15 protein-coding genes and 1 pseudogene are annotated in these 22,790 nt (G+C 67.6%); 13 read left to right on the forward strand and 3 right to left on the reverse strand.

Annotated elements, in window-relative coordinates; all coding sequences use genetic code 11:
• The first annotated feature begins 104 nt into the window (after nt 1-104).
• On the forward strand, nt 105-1,889 hold the full coding sequence (locus G6N68_RS27155; protein ID WP_163719259.1) for a PE family protein: 1,785 nt from the start codon (nt 105-107) through the stop codon (nt 1,887-1,889).
• Here G6N68_RS27155 and G6N68_RS27160 read toward each other — a convergent pair.
• A complete protein-coding gene (locus G6N68_RS27160; protein ID WP_163719260.1) occupies nt 1,886-2,536 on the reverse strand; it encodes a C39 family peptidase in 651 nt (216 codons plus the stop codon). The two genes, G6N68_RS27155 and G6N68_RS27160, sit on opposite strands and share 4 nt — an antisense overlap.
• A gap of 164 nt (nt 2,537-2,700) precedes the next feature.
• Between G6N68_RS27160 and G6N68_RS27165 the strand changes: the two genes are divergently transcribed.
• The 10 genes and pseudogenes from G6N68_RS27165 to G6N68_RS27210 all read left to right on the forward strand — a co-directional run bounded on the left by G6N68_RS27165 (nt 2,701) and on the right by G6N68_RS27210 (nt 13,973).
• Nucleotides 2,701-3,210 (forward strand): GTP cyclohydrolase I, encoded by a 510-nt coding sequence (locus tag G6N68_RS27165; RefSeq protein WP_163719261.1) that lies wholly within the window; start codon nt 2,701-2,703, stop codon nt 3,208-3,210.
• Complete coding sequence (locus G6N68_RS27170; protein WP_163719262.1) at nt 3,203-3,727, forward strand: 6-carboxytetrahydropterin synthase; 525 nt, start codon at nt 3,203-3,205, stop codon at nt 3,725-3,727. The genes G6N68_RS27165 and G6N68_RS27170 overlap by 8 nt, the downstream gene beginning before the upstream one ends.
• 17 nt (nt 3,728-3,744) lie before the next feature.
• Nucleotides 3,745-3,969 carry an NfeD family protein gene (locus tag G6N68_RS27175; RefSeq protein ID WP_163719263.1) on the forward strand — a complete coding sequence of 75 codons (225 nt, stop codon included), beginning with the start codon at nt 3,745-3,747 and terminating at the stop codon, nt 3,967-3,969.
• A 32-nt stretch (nt 3,970-4,001) separates the two neighbouring features.
• Nucleotides 4,002-5,141 (forward strand): SPFH domain-containing protein, encoded by a 1,140-nt coding sequence (locus G6N68_RS27180; protein ID WP_163719264.1) that lies wholly within the window; start codon nt 4,002-4,004, stop codon nt 5,139-5,141.
• 116 nt (nt 5,142-5,257) lie between these two features.
• A pseudogene (locus G6N68_RS27185) lies at nt 5,258-5,751 on the forward strand (GreA/GreB family elongation factor).
• 33 nt (nt 5,752-5,784) lie between these two features.
• A complete protein-coding gene (locus G6N68_RS27190) occupies nt 5,785-6,231 on the forward strand; it encodes a GtrA family protein (RefSeq protein ID WP_163719265.1) in 447 nt (148 codons plus the stop codon).
• Between the two features lie 237 nt (nt 6,232-6,468).
• A complete protein-coding gene (dprE1, locus tag G6N68_RS27195; protein ID WP_163719266.1) occupies nt 6,469-7,872 on the forward strand; it encodes a decaprenylphosphoryl-beta-D-ribose oxidase in 1,404 nt (467 codons plus the stop codon).
• 10 nt (nt 7,873-7,882) lie between these two features.
• Nucleotides 7,883-8,647: a decaprenylphospho-beta-D-erythro-pentofuranosid-2-ulose 2-reductase gene (gene dprE2, locus G6N68_RS27200; protein ID WP_163719267.1), complete on the forward strand. Its 765-nt coding sequence runs from the start codon at nt 7,883-7,885 to the stop codon at nt 8,645-8,647.
• Nucleotides 8,648-8,649: 2 nt separating this feature from the next.
• Complete coding sequence (locus tag G6N68_RS27205) at nt 8,650-10,701, forward strand: galactan 5-O-arabinofuranosyltransferase (protein ID WP_163719268.1); 2,052 nt, start codon at nt 8,650-8,652, stop codon at nt 10,699-10,701.
• Nucleotides 10,701-13,973, forward strand: coding sequence for an arabinosyltransferase domain-containing protein (locus G6N68_RS27210; protein ID WP_163719269.1), 3,273 nt, complete (start codon nt 10,701-10,703; stop codon nt 13,971-13,973). Before G6N68_RS27205 ends, G6N68_RS27210 begins: the two co-directional genes overlap by 1 nt.
• Nucleotides 13,974-14,196: 223 nt before the next feature.
• On the opposite strand, the gene G6N68_RS27215 is transcribed toward G6N68_RS27210, so the two are convergent.
• Both G6N68_RS27215 and G6N68_RS27220 read right to left on the reverse strand, forming a co-directional pair.
• On the reverse strand, nt 14,197-14,550 hold the full coding sequence (locus G6N68_RS27215) for a hypothetical protein (RefSeq protein ID WP_163719270.1): 354 nt from the start codon (nt 14,548-14,550) through the stop codon (nt 14,197-14,199).
• Nucleotides 14,551-14,595: 45 nt separating this feature from the next.
• Nucleotides 14,596-15,732, reverse strand: a complete 1,137-nt coding sequence (locus G6N68_RS27220) for a BTAD domain-containing putative transcriptional regulator (protein ID WP_163719271.1) — start codon at nt 15,730-15,732, stop codon at nt 14,596-14,598.
• A gap of 129 nt (nt 15,733-15,861) precedes the next feature.
• Between G6N68_RS27220 and G6N68_RS27225 the strand changes: the two genes are divergently transcribed.
• Together G6N68_RS27225 and embB are read left to right on the forward strand one after the other, a co-directional pair.
• The gene (locus G6N68_RS27225; protein WP_163719272.1) at nt 15,862-19,209 is read left to right on the forward strand and encodes an arabinosyltransferase domain-containing protein; all 3,348 of its coding nucleotides are present in this window, start codon (nt 15,862-15,864) and stop codon (nt 19,207-19,209) included.
• Nucleotides 19,206-22,436, forward strand: coding sequence for an arabinosyltransferase EmbB (gene embB, locus G6N68_RS27230; RefSeq protein WP_163719273.1), 3,231 nt, complete (start codon nt 19,206-19,208; stop codon nt 22,434-22,436). The genes G6N68_RS27225 and embB overlap by 4 nt, the downstream gene beginning before the upstream one ends.
• The last annotated feature ends 354 nt before the right edge of the window (nt 22,437-22,790 follow it).

Here is a 22,790-nt window from a genome sequence, read left to right on the forward strand (position 1 = left end):
GCCCTGCCAGCGGAAAGTGGCTCTTGAATTTTCGCACATTGCGGCGCTAACTGAATTCATCTCAGTCAACGGGCGCGAACTCGACCTTCTTGAGAGGCGCCGCGATGTCATTCGTGCTCGTGAACCCAGCCTGGCTAATAAATACGGTGCAGGAAGTCGCCGAAATCGGGTCGGCCGTCGGCACGGCGAACGCGGCCGCACTGGCTCCTACGACGAGCGTGCTCGCCGCTGCGGCTGACGAGGTTTCCGCGCAGATCGCGGCGCTCTTCGGTCGGCATGCTCAGGAATTTCAAGCGGTCAGCGCGGAGGTCGCCGCTTTCCACACCCGGTTCACTCGAGCGTTGAGTGCGGCAGCTGAGTCGTACGCGAGCGCCGAAACCGCCAACGTAGCTCCGCTCCAGGTCGTCGAGCAGCAAGTGCTGGGCGTCATCAACGCGCCCACCCAGGCACTGTTGGGCAGGCCCCTGATCGGCGACGGCGCCGCAGGCGTAACCATGGATGGCGTGGGCCAGCCGGGCGGCGCAGGCGGGTTGTTGTTCGGCAACGGCGGGGCGGGTGGCACGAGCACTGCCGCGGGGGCGGCCGGCGGGGCGGGCGGTAGCGCAGGCTTGTTCGGCAACGGCGGATCCGGCGGACAGGGCGGAGCCGGGGCTGCCGGCGGCGTCGGGGGCACCGGGGGCCTGCTGTTTGGCAACGGCGGCCACGGCGGAGCTGGTGGCGCTGCATTAGCGGGAATCAATGGCGGCAATCCCGGCCGTGGCGGCGACGGCGGCAACGCCTTGTGGTTCGGCAGTGGGGGCAACGGCGGGTCCGGCGGCACCGGCCTGACCGGCGTCAACGGAATAAACGACACCCCCAGTGGCGCCGTTGCGAACAGTGGGCTCCCCGGCACCGCGGCCAACGTCACCGGTACCGACCAGGTGATTGCCACCGGTGGCCCCGGTGGCCAGGGTTTCACTGGCGCCCCCGGTGCGGCGGGGGGCACGGGTGGCTCGGGCGGTGACGCGGTAGCCACCGGGTCAGGCATCACTACGTCGGCGGTGGGTGGGGCGGGTGGTCTCGGCGGCACGGGCGCCGCAGGAGGCCCTGGAGGGGATGGCGGAACTGGCGGCAATGCCACCAGCTCAAGCCCGCGCACTCATACTGCGACTGGCGGCACCGGTGGTGCCGGCGGTTCTGGCTCCGGATTCGGACAAGCGGGTGGTGCCGGTGGCGATGGCGGTAACGCCGTGGCCACAGGTCCGAACGGTGAAGCGATTGCCGGCGGCGGCGGTGCGGGAGGCGCCGGGACCATGGGCGCCGCCGGCGGCGCTGGCGGAACGGGTGGGGCCGGCGGCAATGGTGGCCGGGGTGGACTGCTGATCGGCGATGGCGGCGCCGGCGGTACCGGAGGATTTGGCGGCACCGGCGGGATCGGCGACTTCGGCGGGGCAGGGGGCGCCGGTGGCAACGCAGGCACCCCCACCGCCGACATTGCGATTCTCTCCAAAGGTGGGACCGGCGGCGCTGGCGGGGCCGGTGGGACCGGTGGGACCGGTGGGGCCGGCGGGACCGGCGGCAACGGTGGCGCGAGCGGCCTGCTGGCCGGGGTCGGCGGCGTGGGCGGTGCCGGCGGTACCGGCGGGACCGGAGGCAGCGGGGGCACCGGCGGTGATGGGGGGCACGGTGGTTCCGCCCTCCACCCAAGCCGGGTCGGTGATGGTGGCCTTGGCGGCGACGAGGGTAGCGGCGGCGGGGGCGGTGCCGCCGGCAGTGGCGGCAGCGGCGGGACGGGTGGCGCGCTGAGCGGCACGGCCGGCGCAACGGGTGCGATCGGCGTGATTGGCGCCGTGGGGCCCGACGGCTCGAAGGGCAATCCCGGCGACCCCGGTCAGCTTGCTGTCGGCTAAACGACAACCATCTGGTCCCCTCCGGTGGCCCACGACCGGACGAAGACGTCGATGGGCACCGTCTCGTCGCGGCCCTGCGCGTTGCCGCTGTCGTTGAGATGCACCTTCCCGGCGGCGGTGTCGACACCGGTGACGACCACCGCGTGGTCCGCCACGGGGTTGCCGGACTGGTCGCGGTTGACCACCGGGATGCCCCAGATGAGCTCGGCGTTGACGCCGACGATCACCTTGTTGCCGTTGGCCAGGTAGCGCTCCAATGCCTCCATGCCGACGTTGTCGACGTAGACCGCGCTCACCCTGTACCGCGAAAGCAGCAGCGGAAGATCGGCCGGGTCGGTCCCATAACCGCTGGTGTACATCGGCCCGCGCCGCGACTGGCTGGGCAGGCTCTGCGCCAGCGCGATCACCTCCTGCTCGGTGGGTTCGCGGTGGGTCAGCTGGGCGATCACGTCGGCGGAAGCCATCAACGCGCAGTCGTCGTACGACTGCATCCGCCAGTACGGCGCGGCGGCCGCCGGGTCCCCGTACATCCTGGCGGTGTTACCCCGGTGCCCGTGCGACGAGGCGGCGTGGGCCAGCCCGGTCGCCAGGCCCAGCGTCACGGCGGCACCGAGTACGGCGAGAACGACATTGCGGATGATGCGCATGCCGAAAGACTCGGCTGCCGGTCTTTAGAAAAACTCGGCGAATCCTTGGGATCCCGATGCCCGCCGACCGCTTTGAGAATCTTCCAAGAATCCTTCAAGAATCCGTCAAGGACTTGCCTAGAAGCTAGGCCCCGGGATCACGAACGACACCAGGGGGCCATCAAATGCTGCGTCACGACAACGGATCGGTGCACACCGGCGGAACGCTGCTGCAATTTCCCATCGGACAGAGCGTGAGACCAGGGGCCGCACCGGCCGCCGTCGCCGACGACGAGCTGGTCCTGATACGCGGGATTCGCTTCAGTTCACTCTGTGAACAGCACCTGCTTCCGTACTACGGCGTTGTCCACATCGGCTACGTCCACGGCGAAAATGAGTTGAGCTCAACCGAATTCCTCCGCATAGTGGAGGCCTGTTCGCGTGGCATTCAAGAGCAGCAACGGATGACCACGCGAATGGGTTTGTGGCTGCACCACCAGCTCGCGCCCCGCGGGGTGGGCGTGATGGTGGAGGGCGGTTACAGCTGCGCCACCGAACACGGCTGCGCGCCACTGGCCGGGCCGACGACCACGCTGGCGTTCTACGGGTCCTTCCGGCACAGCGCCGACCAGCAACGCGAATTCCTCACGCTGGCAAGGCAAGAAATGCGAAAGGAACAAGCAGGAAATGAGTAACGTGATGTTGTCCGAGGCCGTGCATACCGCCACGATCCATCGTGACGACGCGCCCATAGGCCAGTCTGCACAATTCCACCTTCGCAAGCGGTTCGCCGATTTTCCGTGCTGCTACCGCTCGTGGTCCCGGCAAGGCAAGCACGTCTACCTACACGGTTATGAACTGTCATTCGACATCGAATTCGCCTGCGCGGAAACAGAACCCGACTCCGAGGCGGTACTGAACAACCGTGTCCTCAAGGACGTCCGGACGGAGCTGCGCCGCCAGTTCGACCACACCACGCTGGTCGCCGCCGACGACCCGCACCTCGAGTTGTTCGAACTGCTAGCTGAGCGGGGAGTGATCGATCTGCGGATCATGATCAGCACCGGGATGCAGGCCTCGGCGGCGTGGGTTTTCGACACCGTCGACAGCATCGTCTTTCAGGCGACCGCGGGCCGGGTCTGGGTGTCCCGGGTGATCGCTCGGGAGAGCCGCAACAACGTCATCACCCTGACTGCCGAACCTCCCGTCTGATGGAGCAGTATGCCTGTGTGAGCGACGTCTCAGTAATCGGTTGCGTGGGGACGTTGATCGTGGCGACACGCGGGATCCACGGTCCCGGTGAGGTCGTCGTGACGGTGCGCGGGACCAAGGAGACGTTTCTGGCCCGCTCCGATGAACCGTTACCCAAAGGCACCACAGTGCTCGTCGTCGAAGCCCGCGGTGCCCGGACGGTGGTCGTGGAGCCGTGGCACGACCCGCACCACCCTCTCTGATTCCCACCTCCCAAAGTTCAAGGAGCCACACAATGCTCGGTTACAAAGTGCCCGCCCCGGATGAGGCCATGCTCATCTCTGGTGGCAAGGCCAAGGGCAACGCCCCGTTCCGCGTCGTCACCGGCCACGGCGCCTTCGTCATACCGTTCTTTCGCAAGGCCGCGTTCCTGACCCTGGCCATGTGTGAGGCCGAAGTCGCCGAGAAGTGCGTCACCCAACAGGGCATCACCCTCAACGTCCGGGCAGTGATCGCGTTCAAGGTCGGCAACGACACCGAGAGCATCATCGCCGCGGCGCAGCGGTTCCTGTCCGAGCAAGACCAGATGCAGGTGTTGACCGGCCGGATCTTCGCCGGCCACCTCCGTTCGATCATCGGCTCGATGACCGTCGAGCAGATCATCCGCGAACGCCAGAAGCTGGCCACCGAGGTGCTCGACGGCTCCAAGGAAGAGATGGCCCGGATCGGTCTGGCCGTAGACGCGTTGCAGATCCAGTCCATCGACGACGACGGGCTGGGCTACATCAAGGCGATGTCGGCGCCGCACAACGCCGCTGTGCAGCAGCAGGCGCAGATCGCCCAGGCACAGGCGGACCAGAAGGCCGCCGAGGCCGAGCAGGAGTCGCAGCGCAAGCAGGCCGAGTTCGCCCGGGAGACCGCGATCGTCAAGGCGCAGTACAAGGCCGAGGTGGACAAGGCGCAGGCGCAGGCCGCCCAGTCCGGCCCGCTGGCCGAAGCTCAGGCGCAGCGTGAGGTGTTGGCAATGCGCACCGAGTTGGCCCAGCGCGCCGCCGAGTTGCGCCAGCAGGAACTGGTTGCCGAGGTGGTCAAGCCCGCGGAGGCCGAAGCCGAACGCGTCCGGATCCTGGCTGTTGCCGACGCGGAGAAGATGAAGATCCAGGCCGAGGCGGCCGCTTCGCACAACCGCGTGGCGCTGGACAAGCTGCTCATCGACCAGCTGCCCGTGATCGTGGAGAAGGCCGCATTGGGACTCTCGAACGCCAACGTCACCGTGCTCAACGGCGCCGACGGCATCAGCCAGGTGGCCAGCGGGCTGGTTTCCCAGGGACTGGCCATCTTCGACGCGCTGCGCAATGGAGTCGCGAAGGACGACGCCGGGGACACCGCCGAGGACAACGTGACTCCCCTGCCCGCGTCGGTGGAGGGCGCTTAAGAGTCGCGCATGTTTCCCTGGGTATACGTGTGGCTAATACCAGTGACTACTAGCTGCTAGTGGTGTATCACTGAATGGCCACATGGCATCCCATTGGGGGCGAAAGGTCGGCGCACGTGACCGAAGAAGTCGATTCGAAGGGTTTGGCGGCCGCCGGACGCGAGCACCTCGCCGCCGAGCTGGCACGGCTGCGGCAACGACGCGAGCGTCTGGAAGTCGAGGTCAAGAACGACCGCGGCATGATCGGCGATCACGGTGACGCGGCCGAGGCGATTCAGCGGGCCGACGAACTGGTCGTCCTCGCCGATCGAATCAACGAGCTCGATCGGCGGTTGAAGGGCGAGCCCACCGGCTCCGAGCCACCGAACGGCGAGGGGACACTGCCCAGCGCACCGAGGTGACGCTGCGCTTCTCCGACGGTGAAGTGGTCACCATGCACGTGATCTCCATCGTCGAGGAGACACCGGTGGGGCACGAAGCCGAGACGCTGACCGCGCGCAGTCCGCTGGGACAGGCCCTGGCCGGGCACGAAGCCGGCGACACGGTGACCTACTCCACCCCGCAAGGGCAGCAGGAGGTCGAGTTGATCGCGGTGAAGCTGCCCAGCTAACGGCCGCCCGGCCGGCGTCTAGACTTCCGTTTGATGTTGCCGCCAGAGCCCACCGAGTCACCGGCTGAGTCAGCGGCGGCCCCACCCCAGCAGCTGCACCTGTCGGCCCAGGCGACCCGCTTCATCCTCACCGGCGGGTTCTCGGCGATCGTCGACTTCGGTCTCTACGTGCTGCTTTATAAGGTGGCCGGCCTGCAGGTCGACCTGGCCAAGGCCATCAGCTTCATCGCCGGCACCATCACGGCCTATCTGATCAACCGTCGCTGGACGTTCCAGGCGGCGCCGAGCACCGCGCGGTTCATCGCGGTCATGGTGCTGTACGGGATCACGTTCGCGGTGCAGGTCGGGCTCAACCACCTGACCCTTGAGCTGTTGGAGTCCCGGGGGTGGGCGATACCCGTCGCATTCGTCATCGCGCAGGGGACCGCGACGGTGATCAATTTCATCGTGCAGCGAACGGTGATCTTCCGGGTCCGCTGACGCTGCCTTGCCGCCTTGGCGCCGAACGTGTGCCTTAATCACCCCCACCACAATTTCCAGGGCCACTGGCCACACGCTCGACGGTTCGAGACTTCGAGCAGGCGCGCCGAACGTGTGCCCTAAGCACCCCCGCGGCCACTTGCAGGGCGATAGGCCACACCCTCGCGAGTTGAGCTCCGCACAGCGAAACGCCAGCGTCCCGCAACCTCACCCGGCCAGGCGGTAGCCTCTTTGACGATGTCGAGCACCCCTGAGACCGCCGTCCCGACCCGTTTGACGGGGTGGGGCCGTACCGCGCCGTCGGTCGCGGAGGTACTCCGCACCCCCGATCCGGAGGTGATCGCGAAGGCGGTGGCCCGCGCGGCCGACTCCGGCGGCGTCGCACACGGGCGGGGCGTGATCGCGCGCGGGCTGGGCCGCTCGTACGGAGACAACGCCCAGAACGGCGGCGGGCTGGTCATCGACATGAGCTCGCTGAACAAGATCCACTCGATCAGCGCCGACACCAAGCTGGCCGATGTCGACGCCGGGGTGAACCTCGACCAGTTGATGAAGGCGGCGCTGCCGTTCGGGCTGTGGGTCCCGGTCCTGCCCGGCACCCGGCAGGTCACCATCGGCGGTGCGATCGCCTGCGACATCCACGGCAAGAACCATCACAGCGCAGGCAGCTTCGGTAACCACGTGCGCAGCATGGACCTGCTGACCGCCGATGGCGAGATCCATCACCTCACTTCGGACGGCCCGGACAGCGCCGACAGCGAACTATTCTGGGCCACCGTCGGGGGCAACGGCCTGACCGGGATCATCCTGCGCGCCACCATAGAGATGACACCCACCGAGACGGCGTACTTCATCGCCGACGGCGACATCACCGCCAGCCTGGACGAAACCATCGCCCTGCACAGCGACGGCAGCGAGGCCAACTACACGTACTCCAGCGCCTGGTTCGACGCGATCAGCGCTCCCCCGAAGCTGGGCCGCGCGGCCGTATCGCGCGGCTCTCTGGCGACCCTGGACCAGCTGCCCGCCAAGCTCGCCCGCAATCCGCTGAAATTCGATGCGCCCCAATTGCTTACGCTGCCCGACATCTTCCCCAACGGGCTGGCCAACAAGTACACCTTCGGGCCGATCGGCGAACTCTGGTACCGCAAGTCGGGCACCTACCGCGGCAAGATCCAGAACTTGACGCAGTTCTACCACCCGCTGGACATGTTCGGTGAGTGGAACCGCGCCTACGGCCCTGCGGGATTCCTGCAGTACCAGTTCGTGATTCCCACCGAGGCTGTCGACGAGTTCAAGAAGATCATCGTCGACATCCAAGCCAGCGGCCACTACTCGTTCCTCAACGTGTTCAAGTTGTTCGGACCCGGCAACAAGGCGCCGCTGAGCTTCCCGATCCCCGGCTGGAACATCTGCGTCGACTTCCCGATCAAGCCCGGCCTCAACGAGTTCGTCAGCGAACTCGACCGCCGGGTAATGGAATTCGGCGGCCGGCTCTACACAGCCAAAGACTCTCGGACCACCGCCGAGACCTTCCACGCCATGTATCCGCGCATCGACGAGTGGATCGCCGTGCGCCGCAAGGTAGACCCGAACCAGGTGTTCGCCTCCGACATGGCCCGACGTTTGGAGCTGCTCTAAATGGTGCGCAATGGTTCTTGATGCCGTAGGAAACCCGCAGACGATCCTGCTGCTCGGCGGAACGTCCGAAATTGGTCTGGCGATCTGCGAGCGCTACCTGCGCAACGCATCGGCACGAATCCTGTTGGCCTGCCTGCCAGACGACCCGGGACGAGACGACGCGGTCGCTCAGATGAAGGCCGCCGGGGCGCGGTCGGTGGAGCTCATCGACTTCGACGCGGTGGACACCGACAGCCATCCCAAGGTGATCGACCAGGCATTCGCCGGGGGTGACGTGGACGTGGCCATCGTCGCCTTCGGCTTGCTCGGCGACGCCGAAGAGCTGTGGCAGAACCAGCGCAAGGCCGTGCAGATCGCGGAAATCAATTACACCGCAGCAGTTTCCGTGGGAGTTCTGCTGGGTCAGAAGATGAAGGCCCAGGGCTTCGGGCAGATCATCGCGATGAGCACGGTGGCCGGCGAACGGGTTCGGCGATCCAACTTCGTCTACGGGTCCACCAAGGCCGGTCTGGACGGTTTCTATCTGGGGCTCTCAGAAGCGCTGCGCGAGTACGGTGTTCGCGTTCTGGTGATCCGTCCCGGCCAGGTCCGCACCCGGATGAGCGCGCACATCAAGGAAGCTCCGTTGACCGTCGACAAGGAGTACGTCGCCGATCTCGCGGTGACCGCGGCAGCAAAAGGTAAGGAACTGGTTTGGGCGCCAGCAGCATTCCGTTACGTGATGATGGTGTTGCGTCACATCCCGCGGAAAATCTTCCGCAAGCTGCCCATCTGACCATGCCGAGCGGTGGTAACACACTGGCTCGCGGGGGTAATGCGCTAGCCACCCTGGGACAGATGGCCGTGGCGGCGACGGTGGCCATCCTGGTCTCGGTGGTATCCCTGGTGGCCGTCTCGCGGGTGGAATGGCCCGCGTACCCGTCGTCCAACCAACTGCATGCGTTGACCACCGTCGGCCAAGTCGGCTGCCTGGCCGGGCTGCTCGGGGTGGGCTGGTTGTGGCGGCGGGGCAGGTTTCGGGCGCTGGCGCAACTGGGCGGATTGGTGTTCGTGTCGGCCTTCAGCGTGGTGACCCTGGGCATGCCGCTGGGCGCCACCAAGCTGTACCTGTACGGCATCTCCGTCGACCAGCAGTTCCGGACCGAATACCTGACCCGGCTCACCGACAGCGCCGCCCTGCAGGACATGACGTACATCGGGTTGCCACCGTTCTATCCGCCGGGCTGGTTCTGGATCGGCGGGCGGGCCGCGGCCCTGACCGGGACACCCGGTTGGGAGATGTTCAAGCCGTGGGCGATCACGTCGATCACCATCGCGGCCGCGGTCGCGTTGGTGTTGTGGTGGCGGATGATCCGCTTCGAGTACGCGCTGATCGTCACCATCGCCACCACGGCGGTCACGCTGGCCTACAGTTCGCCGGAACCCTACGCCGCGATGATCGCGGTGCTACTGCCGCCAACGCTGGTGCTGGCCTGGTCGGGCCTGCGGGCCGGCGCGCGGGTCCCCACCGCCGAGCTGGGGGCACCGCCCACCGCCGAGCTGGGGGCACCGCCCACCGCCGAGCTGGGGGCACCGCCCACCGCCGAGCGTCACGCCAGCGTGGCGCCCGACGCCGACGGCCACGCTGGCGTGACGCTCGGCGAGAACAAAAGAGCCGGCTGGGCGGCGGTCGTCGGCGCCGGCCTCTTCCTGGGCTTCGCGGCCACTTGGTACACGCTGCTGGTGGCCTACAGCGCGTTCACGGTGACGCTGATGGCGCTGCTGCTAGCCGCCTCGCGCTGGCGTATCAACAAGAAGGCGGCGCTGGACCCGCTGTTCCGGCTCGCGGTCATCGCGGTCATCGCGGCGGCCATCGCCTCCATCACCTGGCTGCCGTACCTGCTGCGCACGCTCAGCTCCCCGGTCAGCGGCAGCGGCAGCGCCCAGCACTACCTGCCGGCCGACGGCGCCCAGCTGACCTTCCCCATGCTGCAGTTCTCCCTACTGGGCGCGATCTGCATGATCGGCACGCTGTGGCTGGTCATCCGGGCGCGGTCGTCGGTACGTGCCGCAGCGCTGGGCATCGGCGTGCTGGCCCTCTACCTGTGGTCGCTGCTGTCGATGCTGACCACACTGGCGCGCACCACGCTGCTGTCGTTCCGGCTACAGCCCACCCTGAGCGTGCTGTTGGTGGCGGCCGGGGTGTTCGGCTTTATCGAGGCGGCGCGGGCCCTGGCCGGCCGCAGCCGGGTGATCATTCCCATCGCCGCGGCCATCGGGCTGACCGGCGCGATCGCGTTCAGCCAGGACATCCCCGACGTGCTGCGGCCGGACATCACCATCGCGTACACCGACACCGACGGCCACGGCGAGCGCGGCGATCGTCGACCCCCCAGCTCGGAGAAGTACTACCCGGCCATCGACGCCGCGATCCAGCGTGTCACCGGTAAGCCCCGCGACGAGATCGTCGTCCTCACCGCCGACTACAGCTTCCTGTCCTACTACCCCTATTGGGGCTTCCAGGGCCTGACGCCGCATTACGCCAACCCGCTGGCACAGTTCGACAAGCGCGCCGCCGCGATCGAGAGCTGGTCCAAGCTGCAGACCACCGACGAGTTCGTCAGCGCCCTCGACAAGCTGCCGTGGCAGCCGCCGACCGTGTTCCTGATGCGCCGCGGCGCGGGCAACACCTACACCCTGCGCCTGGCCGAGGACGTCTACCCCAACCAGCCCAACGTGCGCCGCTACACCGTCGAGCTCAAGTCGTCGCTGTTTACCGACCCGCGCTTCGCCGTCGAAACCATCGGGCCGTTCGTCCTGGCAATTCGCAAGCCCGAGGCGCGTGCCTGATGGCTACCGAAACCTCCCCGCGGATCGTCGAGCAATTAGCATCTACCTCCGTGAACGACGCGGGCGCGAAATATCGGATCGCTCGCCTCGTCGCGATCGTCGCCGGTCTGCTCGGGACGGTCCTTTCGCTGGCCACGCCGCTGCTGCCGGTCAAGCAGACCACCGCTGAGCTCAACTGGCCGCAGAACGGCACGTTCAGCAGCGTCGAAGCGCCGCTGATCAGCTACGTCGCGACGGAACTGACCATCACCGTGCCGTGTCAGGCCGCCGCCGGGCTGACCGGGCCTCAGAACAACGGCAAGACGGTGCTGCTGTCCACCGTTCCCAAACAGGCGCCGAAGGCCGTCGACCGAGGGCTGCTGCTGGAACGCTCCAACGACGAGCTCGTCCTCGTGGTGCGCAATGTGCCGGTGGTCAGCGCCCCCATGAGCGAGGTGCTGAGCCCGGCCTGCCAACGCCTAACCTTCACCGCCCACGCCGACAAGGTCACCGCGGAATTCGTCGGCCTCACCCAGGGCCCCAAGGCCGAGCACCCGGGCGAGCCACTGCGCGGTGAGAGGAGTGGCTACGACTTCCGGCCGCAGATCGTCGGGGTGTTCACCGACCTGAGCGGTCCCGCGCCGTCCGATTTGAACTTCTCGGCGACCATCGATACCCGTTACAGCAGCGCCCCGACGCCGCTGAAGCTCGCCGCGATGATCCTCGGGCTCACGCTCACCCTTGCGGCGTTGATCGCGCTACACATTCTGGACACGGCCGACGGCACCCGGCACCGCCGCTTCCTGCCGGCCCGGTGGTGGTCGCTCGGACCGCTGGACGCGCTGGTCATTGCGGTGCTGGTGTGGTGGCATTTCGTCGGGGCCAACACTTCCGACGACGGCTACATCCTGACCATGGCGCGGGTCTCCGAGCACGCCGGATATATGGCCAACTACTACCGCTGGCTGGGCACCCCCGAGGCCCCGTTCGGCTGGTACTACGACCTGCTGGCCTTGTGGTCGCACGTCAGCACGACCAGCATCTGGATGCGGTTGCCGGTGCTGGGGATGGCGCTGACCTGCTGGTGGGTGATCAGCCGCGAGGTCATCCCGCGACTGGGTCACGCCGTCAAGACCAACAGAGCCGCGGCGTGGACGGCGGCCGGCATGTTCCTGGCGGTCTGGCTGCCGCTGGACAACGGGCTGCGGCCCGAGCCGATCATCGCCCTGGGCATCCTGCTCACCTGGTGCTCGGTGGAGCGCGCGGTGGCCACCAACCGACTGCTGCCGGTGGCGACCGCCTGCATCATCGGTGCCCTGACCCTGTTCTCGGGGCCGACGGGTATCGCGTCCATCGGGGCGCTGCTGGTCGCGATCGGTCCGCTGCGCACCATCATGCATCGCCGGTCCAGACAGTTCGGTGCGCTGCCGCTGCTGGCGCCCATCATGGCCGCGGCCACGGTCACCACGATCCTGATCTTCCGCGACCAGACCCTGGCCGGCGAGATGCAGGCGACCGCCCTCAAGCGCGCCCTCGGGCCCAGCTTGAGCTGGTTCGACGAACACATCCGCTACGAGCGGTTGTTCATGGCCAGCCCGGACGGGTCGGTGGCGCGCCGCTTCGCGGTGCTGGCGCTGGTGCTCGCGCTGGCGATCACGGTGGCAATGTCGTTGCGCAAGGGCCGAATTCCGGGCACCGCCACCGGTCCGAGCCGCCGCATCGTCGGAATCACGATCATCTCGTTCATCGCGATGATGTTCACTCCCACCAAGTGGACGCACCACTTCGGCGTGTTCGCCGGGTTGGCCGGATCGCTGGGGGCACTGGCCGCCGTCGCGGTCACGGCCGCGGCAATGCGCTCGCGACGCAACCGAACGATGTTCGCCGCGGCGGTGCTGTTCCTCGTTGCGTTGTCATTCGCCAGCGTCAACGGCTGGTGGTATGTGTCGAATTTCGGTGTGCCGTGGTCGAATGAGTTCCCGGAGTGGCACTTCGGGTTCACCACCATGCTGCTCGGGCTGACGGTGGTGGTGCTGCTGCTGGCAGCCTGGTTCAACTTCATCGCCACCGAGAACGAACCGCCGAAAACACGGCTCGGGACGCGGCTGGAAGGACTTGTGCAGGCGCCCTTGGCAATTGCGGCGTGGGCGCTGGTGACCTTCGAGGTGGCGTCGCTCACCCTGGCGATGATCGGACAGTATCCGGCGTGGACGGTGGGGCGTTCCAACCTCCAAGCGCTGACCGGCAAGACGTGCGGGCTGGCCGAAGACGTGCTGGTGGAGCAGGACCCCAACGCCGGCATGCTGTCGCCGGTGAACGCGTCGGTGGGCGACGCGCTGGGCGCGGGTCTCTCGGAAGCGTTCACGCCCAACGGTATCCCCGCCGATGTGTCCGCCGACCCGGTGATGGAACGTGCCTTCGACCGCAGTTTCCTCAGCGACGACGGCTTGATCACCGGCAGCGACCCCGGCACCGAAGGAGGCACCACCGCCGCGCCCGGCATCAACGGTTCCCGCGCCCGGTTGCCGTTCAACCTGGACCCGGCCCGCACCCCGGTGCTCGGCAGCTGGCGCAGCGGCGTTCAGGTGCCGGCCACACTGCGCTCCGCGTGGTACCGCCTACCACCGCGGGACCAGTGGGGCCAGGCACCGCTGCTGGTGGTTACGGCGGCCGGCCGTTTCGACCCGCGAGAAGTCCAGGTGCAGTGGGCCACCGACGAAGGCGCGGCGAGCGGACGTGCCGGCGGATCGTTCGGCTTGGGCGACGTCGGCGCTGCACCCGCCTGGCGCAACCTCCGACTGCCGCTGTCGGCAATTCCGAGTGACGCCACGCAGATTCGGCTCGTCGCCGAGGACCAGGACCTGGCGCCCCAACACTGGATTGCGCTGACACCGCCGCGCATTCCCAAGGTCCAAACGCTGCAGGATGTGGTGGGTTCGCAGGATCCGGTGTTCCTGGACTGGCTTGTCGGGCTGGCCTTCCCGTGCCAGCGTCCGTTCGGACATCAGAACGGCGTCAACGAGACACCGAAATGGCGCATCCTGCCGGACCGCTTCGGCGCCGAAGCCAACTCCCCCGTGATGGACAAGAACGGCGGCGGCCCGTTGGGCGTCACCGAACTGCTGCTGCACACCACCACGGTGGCCAGCTACCTCAAGGACGACTGGTTCCGGGACTGGGGGTCGCTGCAACGCTTGACGCCGTGGTACCCCGACGCGCGACCCGCCGAGCCGAAATTGGACACGGTGACGCGCAGCGGGTTGTGGGACCCGGCGCCGCTGCGTAGGAGCTGAGACGTCGGGCCGTCGCCTGCCCCTTGCGCCTTGGCCCTTGCGCCGAGCGTGCGGGATTTGGCCCCGAATCTCGCACGGCGGGTGCAGATCCCGCACGTTCGACGAGGAGCTTCGAAGGCCCCCGCCGCCGAACGTGGGGGGTTTTGCCCCGAATCTTGCACGGCGGGTGCATATCCCACACGTTCGACGAGGACGAGGCGGGGGAATCGCGCCGGGGCCGCCCCTACGGCTCGCAGTTGGGCAGGAACGGAATACACACTCGCGGAGGATAGGGCGGCGGAAAGCCTTCGATGATCCTCGAGTCAGTCAACGGACTGTTCTGGTCGAAATACCAAGGGTGGCAGACGCTTCGATCCCAGTCGGGCATGTTCTTCAGTTCGGGTGAACCCGGACACCACTGATAGGTGCAGCTGTTGGTCGGGGTCGCTTTCGTGCCGCCGTCCTGGCACACCATGGGGGCAGGATCGGCGTGGGCAGCGCCGGCGGCGAATACCACTCCCGCAGTGGTGAATACGCCTACACCACCGGCCGCCACGACCCCGGCCATCGTCCTGTTCAATTTTCGAGAGATGCTCATGACACAAGACTGCAGCTGGCTACTTGCAGAATTCTTGCGCCGCAATCAATCCACGGCTCGAAGCTCAAAGGTGAACTGATAACCGCAGATGGAGATTCGGTCACCATGCGACAGGGGTGCGCTGCCGGTGATGAGCCGCCCCTCCACCTCCACACCATTGGTGGACCGCAGGTCGGTGATGACGTATTCCGTTCCGGTGTCGCTGATTACGGCGTGGTAGCGGCTGACGTCGGTGTCCTCGATGACGACGTCGTTGTCGGCCAGGCGCCCGATTCTCGTCGTCGCACCGGTCAGCTTGTGTCGTCGCCCGGCCGTGTCGGTCAGCGTCGCGATGACGGACCTCGGCATCCCCAGCGTCGGCAGCTCTTCCCGGAAGACCGAGCGTCGACGGGTCTTCAGGTCGGGGCGCAGGGTGCCCAGTCGCTCTTGACGCAGAATGCGCTCGTGCAACGCATTGATCGTGGGACCGGGGTCGATGCCGAGCCCCTCGGCCAGGGCCATCTTCAACCGGCGGTAGGCGTTCAGCGCGTCTGACTGACGCTCGGTGACGTAGTAGGCGGTGATCAGCTGCGCCCACAGCGGCTCGCGGAACGGGTGCTCGGCGGTAAGCGTCTCGAGTTCACCGATCACCGCGCCGGCCCGCCCGCAGGCGATCTCCGCCTCGGCTCGAGCGGTGTGTACCGCCACCTTCTCTTCCATGAGCGCGGTGTTGACCGCGTCGACAAAGGCCAAGTCGCGCAGGTCGTCGAGCACCGGTCCACGCCACTCGGCCAGCGCCGCCGAAAGGTGCCTGCTGGCTTCCTCGTACCGTCCCTGGGCGGCCGCCTCGATGCCCGCCCGCTTTTCCAGGCTGAATCGGCCGTGATCGCAATTGGTGTCCGGGACGCTCAGTTGATAGCCCGGCGGCGCGCTCGCCAACACCCGGACCGGGTCGACACCGGCCTCGCGCAACAGCCTGCGCAGGTTGGAGATGTGCGATTGGATGCTGGTCCGCGCCGCCGGTACCGGTTCGTCGCCCCATACGGCGTTGATCAACGTCTCGACGGACACCGGCCGGTTGCGATTCATCAACAACACGGCCAATACCGCCCGCTGCTTCGCCGGCCCTAACGGCACCAGCGCGCCGTTGGAGATCATCTGCAACGGTCCGAGAACGCCAAACCCGAGCGCAGTGTTGGTCATCGCGCTAGTCAGCCTACGCGTATGCAGCACTGATCTTCAGCGTTTGCTCGCCGAGTGATCGGGGCCAGAGCGCGACACCGCGCACGCACCGCAGCCCCGGCTTAAATGCATCGCCTACGATCGAGCCTCGTGCCCCACGACGGTATTGAGCGATCTCCGCGGATCGCCCGGCTTGTCGCCGTCGCCGCGGGAATCGCCGGTCTGCTGTTGTGCGCGGCGGTGCCGTTGCTCTCGGTCCGGCAGACCACGGCGACCATCCTGTGGCCGCAGGGCACAACCGACAACAACGTCACCCAGCTCACCGCGCCGCTGGTCTCGGGCGCCCCGCAGGCACTGGACATCTCCGTCCCCTGCTCGGCAATCGCCACCCTGCCGCCCGAGGGCGGTCTGGTGCTGTCCACGCTTCCCGCCGACGGGTTCGAGACGGGCAAGTACGGGCTGTTCGTCCGGGCCAACAAGGACACCGTCGTCGTCGCGTTCCGGGACACCGTGGCCGCCGTCGCACCCCGCGCGGCCGTCGCCGGCGGCTGCGACGTGCTGCACATCTGGGCCACCCCCGGCGGAGTGGGCGCCGATTTCGTCGGCATCCCCGGCGCGACCGGGACCCTGCCACCCGAGAAGAAGCCGCAAGTCGGCGGCATCTTCACCGACTTAAAGGTGCCCCCGCAGCCCGGGCTGTCGGCCCGCGTCGACGTCGACACCCGGTTCATCACCCAGCCCACCCTGGTCAAGAAGATCGCGCTGGTCTTGGGCGCCTTGGCGGTGCTGACCGCGATCCTCGCGCTGGGCGTCCTGGATCGGCACAGCCGCGGTGACACGCTACGCAACTGGCGCTCCCCCATCGCCTGGCTGTCCCGCTACCGCCCTCGCATACACAAAGGCATCTTCTGGCGGGTCGGCTTCGCGACCTGGCTCGCCGACGCCGGTGTGATCGGCACGTTGCTGCTGTGGCATGTCATCGGAGCCACCTCGTCGGATGACGGCTACAACCTGACCATCGCGCGCATCGCGCCCAAGGCCGGCTATATCGCCAACTACTACCGGTACTTCGGGACCACCGAGGCGCCATTCGACTGGTACCTGTCGCTGCTTTCCCGGATGGCGTCGGTGAGCACGGCGGGCGTCTGGATGCGGCTGCCGGCCACCCTGGCCGGTATCGCTTGCTGGCTGCTGATCAGCCGTTTTGTGCTGCGCCGGTTGGGGCCGGGCAAGGGTGGCCTGGCGTCCAACCGGGTGTCGGTGCTCACCGGCGGCGCGGTGTTCGTGGCCGCCTGGTTGCCGTTCAACAACGGCCTGCGGCCCGAGCCGCTGATCGCGCTGGGCGTGTTGGTCACCTGGATCCTGGTGGAACGCTCGATCGCGCTGGGACGGCTGGCGCCGGCCGCCGTCGCCATCATCGTCGCGATGCTCAGTGCGACGCTGGCCCCGCAGGGTTTGATCGCCGTCGGCGCGCTGCTGACCGGCGCCCGCGCCATCGCCCAGCGGATTAGGCACCGACGGGACAGCGACGGCCTACTGGCACCGCTGGCTGTGCTGGCGGCCGCGCTGGCATCGATCACCCTGGTGGTGTTCCGCAGCCAGACGCTGGCGACGGTGGCCGAGTCGGCCCGCATCAAATACACGGTGGGGCCGACCGTCGCGTGGTACCAGGACTTCCTGCGCTACTACTTCCTCACCGTCGAGTCGAACGCCGACGGCTCGATGTCGCGCCGCTTCGCCGTGCTGGTGTTGCTGCTCTGCCTGTTCGGGGTGCTGTTCGTGCTGTTGCGCCGCGGCGGGGTGGCGGGCCTGGCCAGCGGGCCGGCCTGGCGGCTGATCGGCACCACCGCACTGGGTCTGTTGCTGCTGACGTTCACGCCGACGAAGTGGGCCATCCAGTTCGGTGCGTTCGCCTCGCTGGCGGGTGCGCTGGGGGCCGTCACCGCCTTCGTCTTCGCCCGGATCGGCCTGCACAGCCGCCGCAACCTGGCTCTGTACGTCACCGCGCTGCTGTTCGTGCTGGCCTGGGCCACCTCGGGCATCAACGGCTGGTTCTACGTCGGCAACTACGGAGTGCCGTGGTACGACATCCAGCCCGTCATCGCCAGCCGCCCGGTGACGTCGATGTTCCTGATCCTGTCGATCGCCACCGGGCTGTTGACCGCCTGGTACCACTTCCGGATGGACTACGCCGGGCACACCGAGGTCAAGGACAACCGGCGCAACCGCATCCTGGCCTCCACGCCGCTACTGGTGGTCGCGGTGATCATGGTCCTCGGCGAAGTCGGCTCGCTGGCCAAGGGCGCGGTCTTCCGCTACCCGCTCTACACCACCGCGAAGGCCAACCTCGCCGCGATCAAGTCGGGTCTGTCACCCACCAGTTGCGCCATGGCCGACGACGTACTGGCCGAACCCGACCCGAACGCCGGCATGCTGCAACCGCTGCCGGGCCAGCAATTCGGCCCCGCCGGCCCGCTCGGCGGGGTCAACCCCGTCGGGTTCAAGCCCGAGGGCGTCGGCGACGATCTCAAGTCCGACCCGGTGGTGAGCAAACCCGGAGTGGTCAACTCCGACGCCTCCCCCAACAAGCCCAACGCCGCGATCACCGACTCCGCGGGCACCGCCGGCGGCCGGGGCCCGGTCGGGGTCAACGGGTCGCACGCTGCGCTGCCGTTCGGACTGGACCCCGCTCGCACCCCGGTGATGGGCAGCTACGGCGAGAACAACCTGGCGGCGACGGCCACGTCGTCCTGGTACCAGTTGCCTCCGGATTGGCAGGCCCATCAGGCGGAACGCCCGCTGGTGGTGGTCTCCGCGGCCGGCGCCATCTGGAGCTACAAGGAGGACGGCGACTTCGTCTACGGCCAGTCCCTCAGATTGCAGTGGGGCCGGACCCGCCCCGACGGCACCATCGAGGAACAAGGGTTGGTCTTTCCGATCGATCTGGGGCCGCAACCCGCCTGGCGTAACCTGCGCTTCCCGCTGACCTGGGCGCCGCCGGACGCCACGGTCGCGCGCATCGTCGCCTACGACCCGAACCTGAGTTCCGAGCAGTGGTTCGCGTTCACCCCGCCGCGGGTGCCGCACCTGGAGACGCTGCAGGAATTGATCGGGTCGCAGACACCGGTGTTGATGGACATCGCCACAGCCGCCAACTTCCCCTGCCAGCGGCCGTTCTCCGAGCACCTCGGCATCGCCGAGCTTCCGGACTACCGAATCCTGCCCGACCACAAGCAGACCGCGGTGTCGTCGAACCTGTGGCAGAGCCGTTCGACGGGCGGGCCGTTCCTGTTCACCCAGGGGCTGTTGTGGACGTCAACCATCTCGACCTACCTGAGCGGTGACTGGTACCGCGACTGGGGATCGGTCGAGCAGTACCACCGTGTGGTGCCCGCCGATCGGGCGCCCGACGCCGTGTTGGAAGAGGGCGTGGTGGAAGAGGGCGTGAAGACCGTGCACGGCTGGACGCGCCTCGGACCGGTGAGGGCTCTCCCGTGACGGCAGTGACGGCCCGAGAGGCCCAGGAAATCAGGGCGGACCGCAACGTGCGGCTGACCCGCTGGGTTGCGACGATCGCCGGACTGCTCGGCTTTGTCCTGGCGGTCGCCACGCCGCTGCTCCCGGTGGTGCAGACCACCGCGCTGCTGAACTGGCCGCAGAACGGCCAACTCAACAGCGTCACCGCGCCGCTGATTTCCCTGACGCCAGTCGATTTCAACGCCACCGTGCCTTGCAGCGTCGTGCGCGACATGCCGCCGAACGGCGGCGTGATCCTGGGCACCGCGCCCAAGCAGGGCAAGGACGCCAACCTCAACGCGTTGTTCGTGGTCGTCAGGGCCAAGACCGTCGACGTCACCGACCGCAACGTGGTGATCCTGTCCGTGCCGCGCGACCTGGTGCTCTCGCCAGCGTGTGAAAAGATTGAGGTCACCTCCACGCACGCGGGCACCGTCGCACACTTTGTGGGGCTGAAGGATCCGCAGGGCAAGCCGTTGCGCAGCGGCTACCCCGACCCCAACCTGCGTCCGCAGATCGTCGGGATATTCACCGACCTGTCCGGCCCGGCCCCACCCGGGCTGAGCCTTACGGCCACCATCGACACCCGGTTCTCCACCACGCCGACCATCCTGAAGCTGGCCGCCATGATCGGCGCGATCGTGTCCACGATCGTGGCCCTGATCGCGCTGTGGCGCCTGGATCAGCTGGACGGCCACCGGATGCGCCGCTGGATCCCAGCCAATTGGCGCACCTTCACCCTGGCTGATGCCGTGGTGATCTTCCTGTTCCTGCTGTGGCATTTCATCGGCGCGAACTCGTCGGACGACGGCTACATCCTGGGCATGGCCCGGGTCGCCGACCATGCCGGCTACATGTCCAACTACTTCCGCTGGTTCGGCAGCCCCGAGGACCCGTTCGGCTGGTACTACAACCTGCTGGCGCTGATGACTCACGTCAGCGACAACAGCCTGTGGATGCGGTTGCCCGACCTGTTCGCCGGACTGGTGTGCTGGCTGCTGCTCTCGCGTGAAGTGCTGCCCCGGTTGGGGCCGGCGGTCACCGGTAGCAAGGCCGCGAACTGGGCGGCCGGCATGGTCCTGCTGACCGCGTGGATGCCGTTCAACAACGGCCTGCGGCCGGAGCCCATCATCGCGCTCGGCTCGCTGGTCACCTACGTGCTGATCGAGCGTTCGATGCGCTACAGCCGACTCACGCCGGCGGCGCTGGCCATCATCACCGCGGCATTCACCCTCGGTGTCCAGCCCACCGGCCTCATCGCGGTGGCCGCGCTGGTGGCCGGCGGCCGCCCGATCCTGCGGATCTTCGTGCGCCGGCAGCGCGTCGTCGGCAAGCTGCCGCTGATGTCGCCGATGCTGGCGGCGGGCACGATCATCCTCACCGTGGTCTTCGCCGACCAGACGCTGTCAACGGTGTTGGAAGCCACCAGGATTCGCACCAAGATCGGACCGAGCCAGGCCTGGTACACCGAGAACCTGCGCTACTACTACCTGATCCTGCCGACCGTCGACGGTTCGCTGTCGCGTCGGTTCGGCTTCCTGATCACCGCGCTCTGCTTGTTCACGGCGGTGTTCATCATGTTGCGCCGCAAGCGAGTTCCCGGCGTGGCACGTGGTCCGGCCTGGCGCCTGATGGGCGTCATCTTCGCCACCATGTTCTTCCTGATGTTCACCCCGACCAAGTGGGTGCACCACTTCGGGTTGTTCGCCGCGGTGGGTGCGGCCGTGGCGGCGTTGACGACGGTATTGGTATCACCATCGGTGCTGCGCTGGTCGCGCAACCGAATGGCGTTCCTGGCGGCCGTGTTCTTCATGCTGGCACTGTGTTTCGCCACCACCAATGGCTGGTGGTACGTGTCCAGCTACGGGGTGCCGTTCAACAGCGCGATGCCGAAGATCAACGGGATCACCATCAGCACAATCTTTTTCGCCTTGTTCGTACTGGCGGCGGCGTATGCGGCCTGGCTGCATTTCGCGCCCCGCGGCAGCGGCGAAGGTCGGCTGGCCCGGGCGCTGACCGCCGCGCCCATACCGATTACGGCGGGCTTCATGGTGGTGGTCTTCGTCGCCTCGATGGTGGCCGGGATCGTGCGGCAGTACCCCACCTATTCCAATGGCTGGTCGAACCTGCGGGCGCTGGCGGGCGGCTGCGGCCTCGCCGACGACGTGCTCGTCGAACCGGACCCCAACGACGGCTTCATGGCGGCTTTGCCCGGTGACTATGGCCCGCTGGGACCGCTGGGCGGGACCAACCCCGTCGGCTTCTCGCCCAACGGGGTGCCCGAAAAGACCGTCGCCGAGGCGATCGTGATGAAGCCGAACCAGCCCGGCACCGACTACGACTGGGATGCGCCGACCAAGCTGACCAAGCCCGGCATCAACGGGTCGACCGTGCCCCTCCCCTACCAGCTCGACCCGGCGCGGGTACCGCTGGCCGGCACCTACACCAGCGGTGCTCAGCAGCAGAGTCGCCTCACTTCGGCGTGGTACCAACTGCCCGAGCCTGACCAGGCTTCGGTGGACAGCCACCCGCTGGTGGTGATCACCGCCGCCGGCAAGATCGCCGGCCACAGCGTGTTGCACGGCTACACCCCCGGGCAGACCGTGGTGCTGGAATACGCCCGGCAAGGGCCCGGCCCGCTGGTGCCGGCCGGACGGATGGTGCCCGACGATCTCTACGGCGAGCAGCCCAAGGCGTGGCGCAACCTGCGCTTCGCCCGGGGCAAGATGCCCGCCGACACGGTCGCGGTGCGGGTGGTGGCCGAGGACCTGTCGCTGACGCCGGAGGACTGGATCGCGGTGACCCCGCCGCGGGTGCCAGAACTGCGCTCGCTGCAGGAGTACGTCGGTTCGACCCAGCCCGTGCTGCTGGACTGGGCGGTCGGCTTGGCGTTCCCGTGCCAGCACCCGATGCTGCACCGCAACGGCGTCACCGAGATCCCGAAGTTCCGTATCACGCCGGACTATTCGGCCAAGAAGCTGGACACCGACACCTGGCAGGACGGCACCAACGGCGGCCTGCTCGGGATCACCGACCTGCTGCTGCGGGCGCATGTGATGGCGACGTACCTGTCTCGTGACTGGGCCCGCGACTGGGGTTCGCTGCGCAAGTTCGACACGTTGGTGGACGCCCCGCCCGCGGAGCTTGAACTGGGTGAGGCGACTCGCAGCGGCTTGTGGACGCCGGGGCGGATTCGCACCAACCCATAACTGGCTGGGCGCTTTTGCTTCGCGCTTTGCTTCGCTATGCCGCGTCGAGTGTGAGGGAAAAGCACCAGCCCACACCATTTTTGGGCTGGAAGCCACACGCTGGGCGCAGGTGAGTGGGCTCGCGGCGCGAAGGCCCGCGTCGAGCGTGAGGGAAAAGCACCGGCCCACGCCACTTTTGGGCAAAAGGCCACACGCTCGGCGCAGATGAATGGCCGCGCGGCGCAGGAGGCCCGCGTCGAGCGTGAGCAAAAAGCACCAGCCCACGCCGTATCTGGGTCAGAGGCCACACGCTCGGCGAGGACGACGCGCGGCGCGCGGCGCGCGCCGCGCACACGAGGTAAACCGCGGGTGGAC

The organism is Mycobacterium bourgelatii (genome assembly GCF_010723575.1).
In the GTDB taxonomy this organism is placed as follows: Bacteria; Actinomycetota; Actinomycetes; order Mycobacteriales; family Mycobacteriaceae; genus Mycobacterium; species Mycobacterium bourgelatii.

What these genes read in the sequence shown, in the direction of transcription:
- G6N68_RS27205 (WP_163719268.1), top strand. Translation starts at nt 8,650, where the DNA reads ATGCCGAGCGGTGGTAACACACTGGCTCGCGGGGGTAATGCGCTAGCC.
- dprE2 (WP_163719267.1), top strand. Translation starts at nt 7,883, where the DNA reads ATGGTTCTTGATGCCGTAGGAAACCCGCAGACGATCCTGCTGCTCGGC.
- G6N68_RS27210 (WP_163719269.1), top strand. Translation starts at nt 10,701, where the DNA reads ATGGCTACCGAAACCTCCCCGCGGATCGTCGAGCAATTAGCATCTACC.
- G6N68_RS27160 (WP_163719260.1), bottom strand. Translation starts at nt 2,536, where the DNA reads ATGCGCATCATCCGCAATGTCGTTCTCGCCGTACTCGGTGCCGCCGTG.
- G6N68_RS27215 (WP_163719270.1), bottom strand. Translation starts at nt 14,550, where the DNA reads ATGAGCATCTCTCGAAAATTGAACAGGACGATGGCCGGGGTCGTGGCG.
- G6N68_RS27220 (WP_163719271.1), bottom strand. Translation starts at nt 15,732, where the DNA reads ATGACCAACACTGCGCTCGGGTTTGGCGTTCTCGGACCGTTGCAGATG.
- G6N68_RS27170 (WP_163719262.1), top strand. Translation starts at nt 3,203, where the DNA reads ATGAGTAACGTGATGTTGTCCGAGGCCGTGCATACCGCCACGATCCAT.
- G6N68_RS27180 (WP_163719264.1), top strand. Translation starts at nt 4,002, where the DNA reads ATGCTCGGTTACAAAGTGCCCGCCCCGGATGAGGCCATGCTCATCTCT.
- G6N68_RS27165 (WP_163719261.1), top strand. Translation starts at nt 2,701, where the DNA reads ATGCTGCGTCACGACAACGGATCGGTGCACACCGGCGGAACGCTGCTG.
- dprE1 (WP_163719266.1), top strand. Translation starts at nt 6,469, where the DNA reads ATGTCGAGCACCCCTGAGACCGCCGTCCCGACCCGTTTGACGGGGTGG.
- G6N68_RS27190 (WP_163719265.1), top strand. Translation starts at nt 5,785, where the DNA reads ATGTTGCCGCCAGAGCCCACCGAGTCACCGGCTGAGTCAGCGGCGGCC.
- G6N68_RS27155 (WP_163719259.1), top strand. Translation starts at nt 105, where the DNA reads ATGTCATTCGTGCTCGTGAACCCAGCCTGGCTAATAAATACGGTGCAG.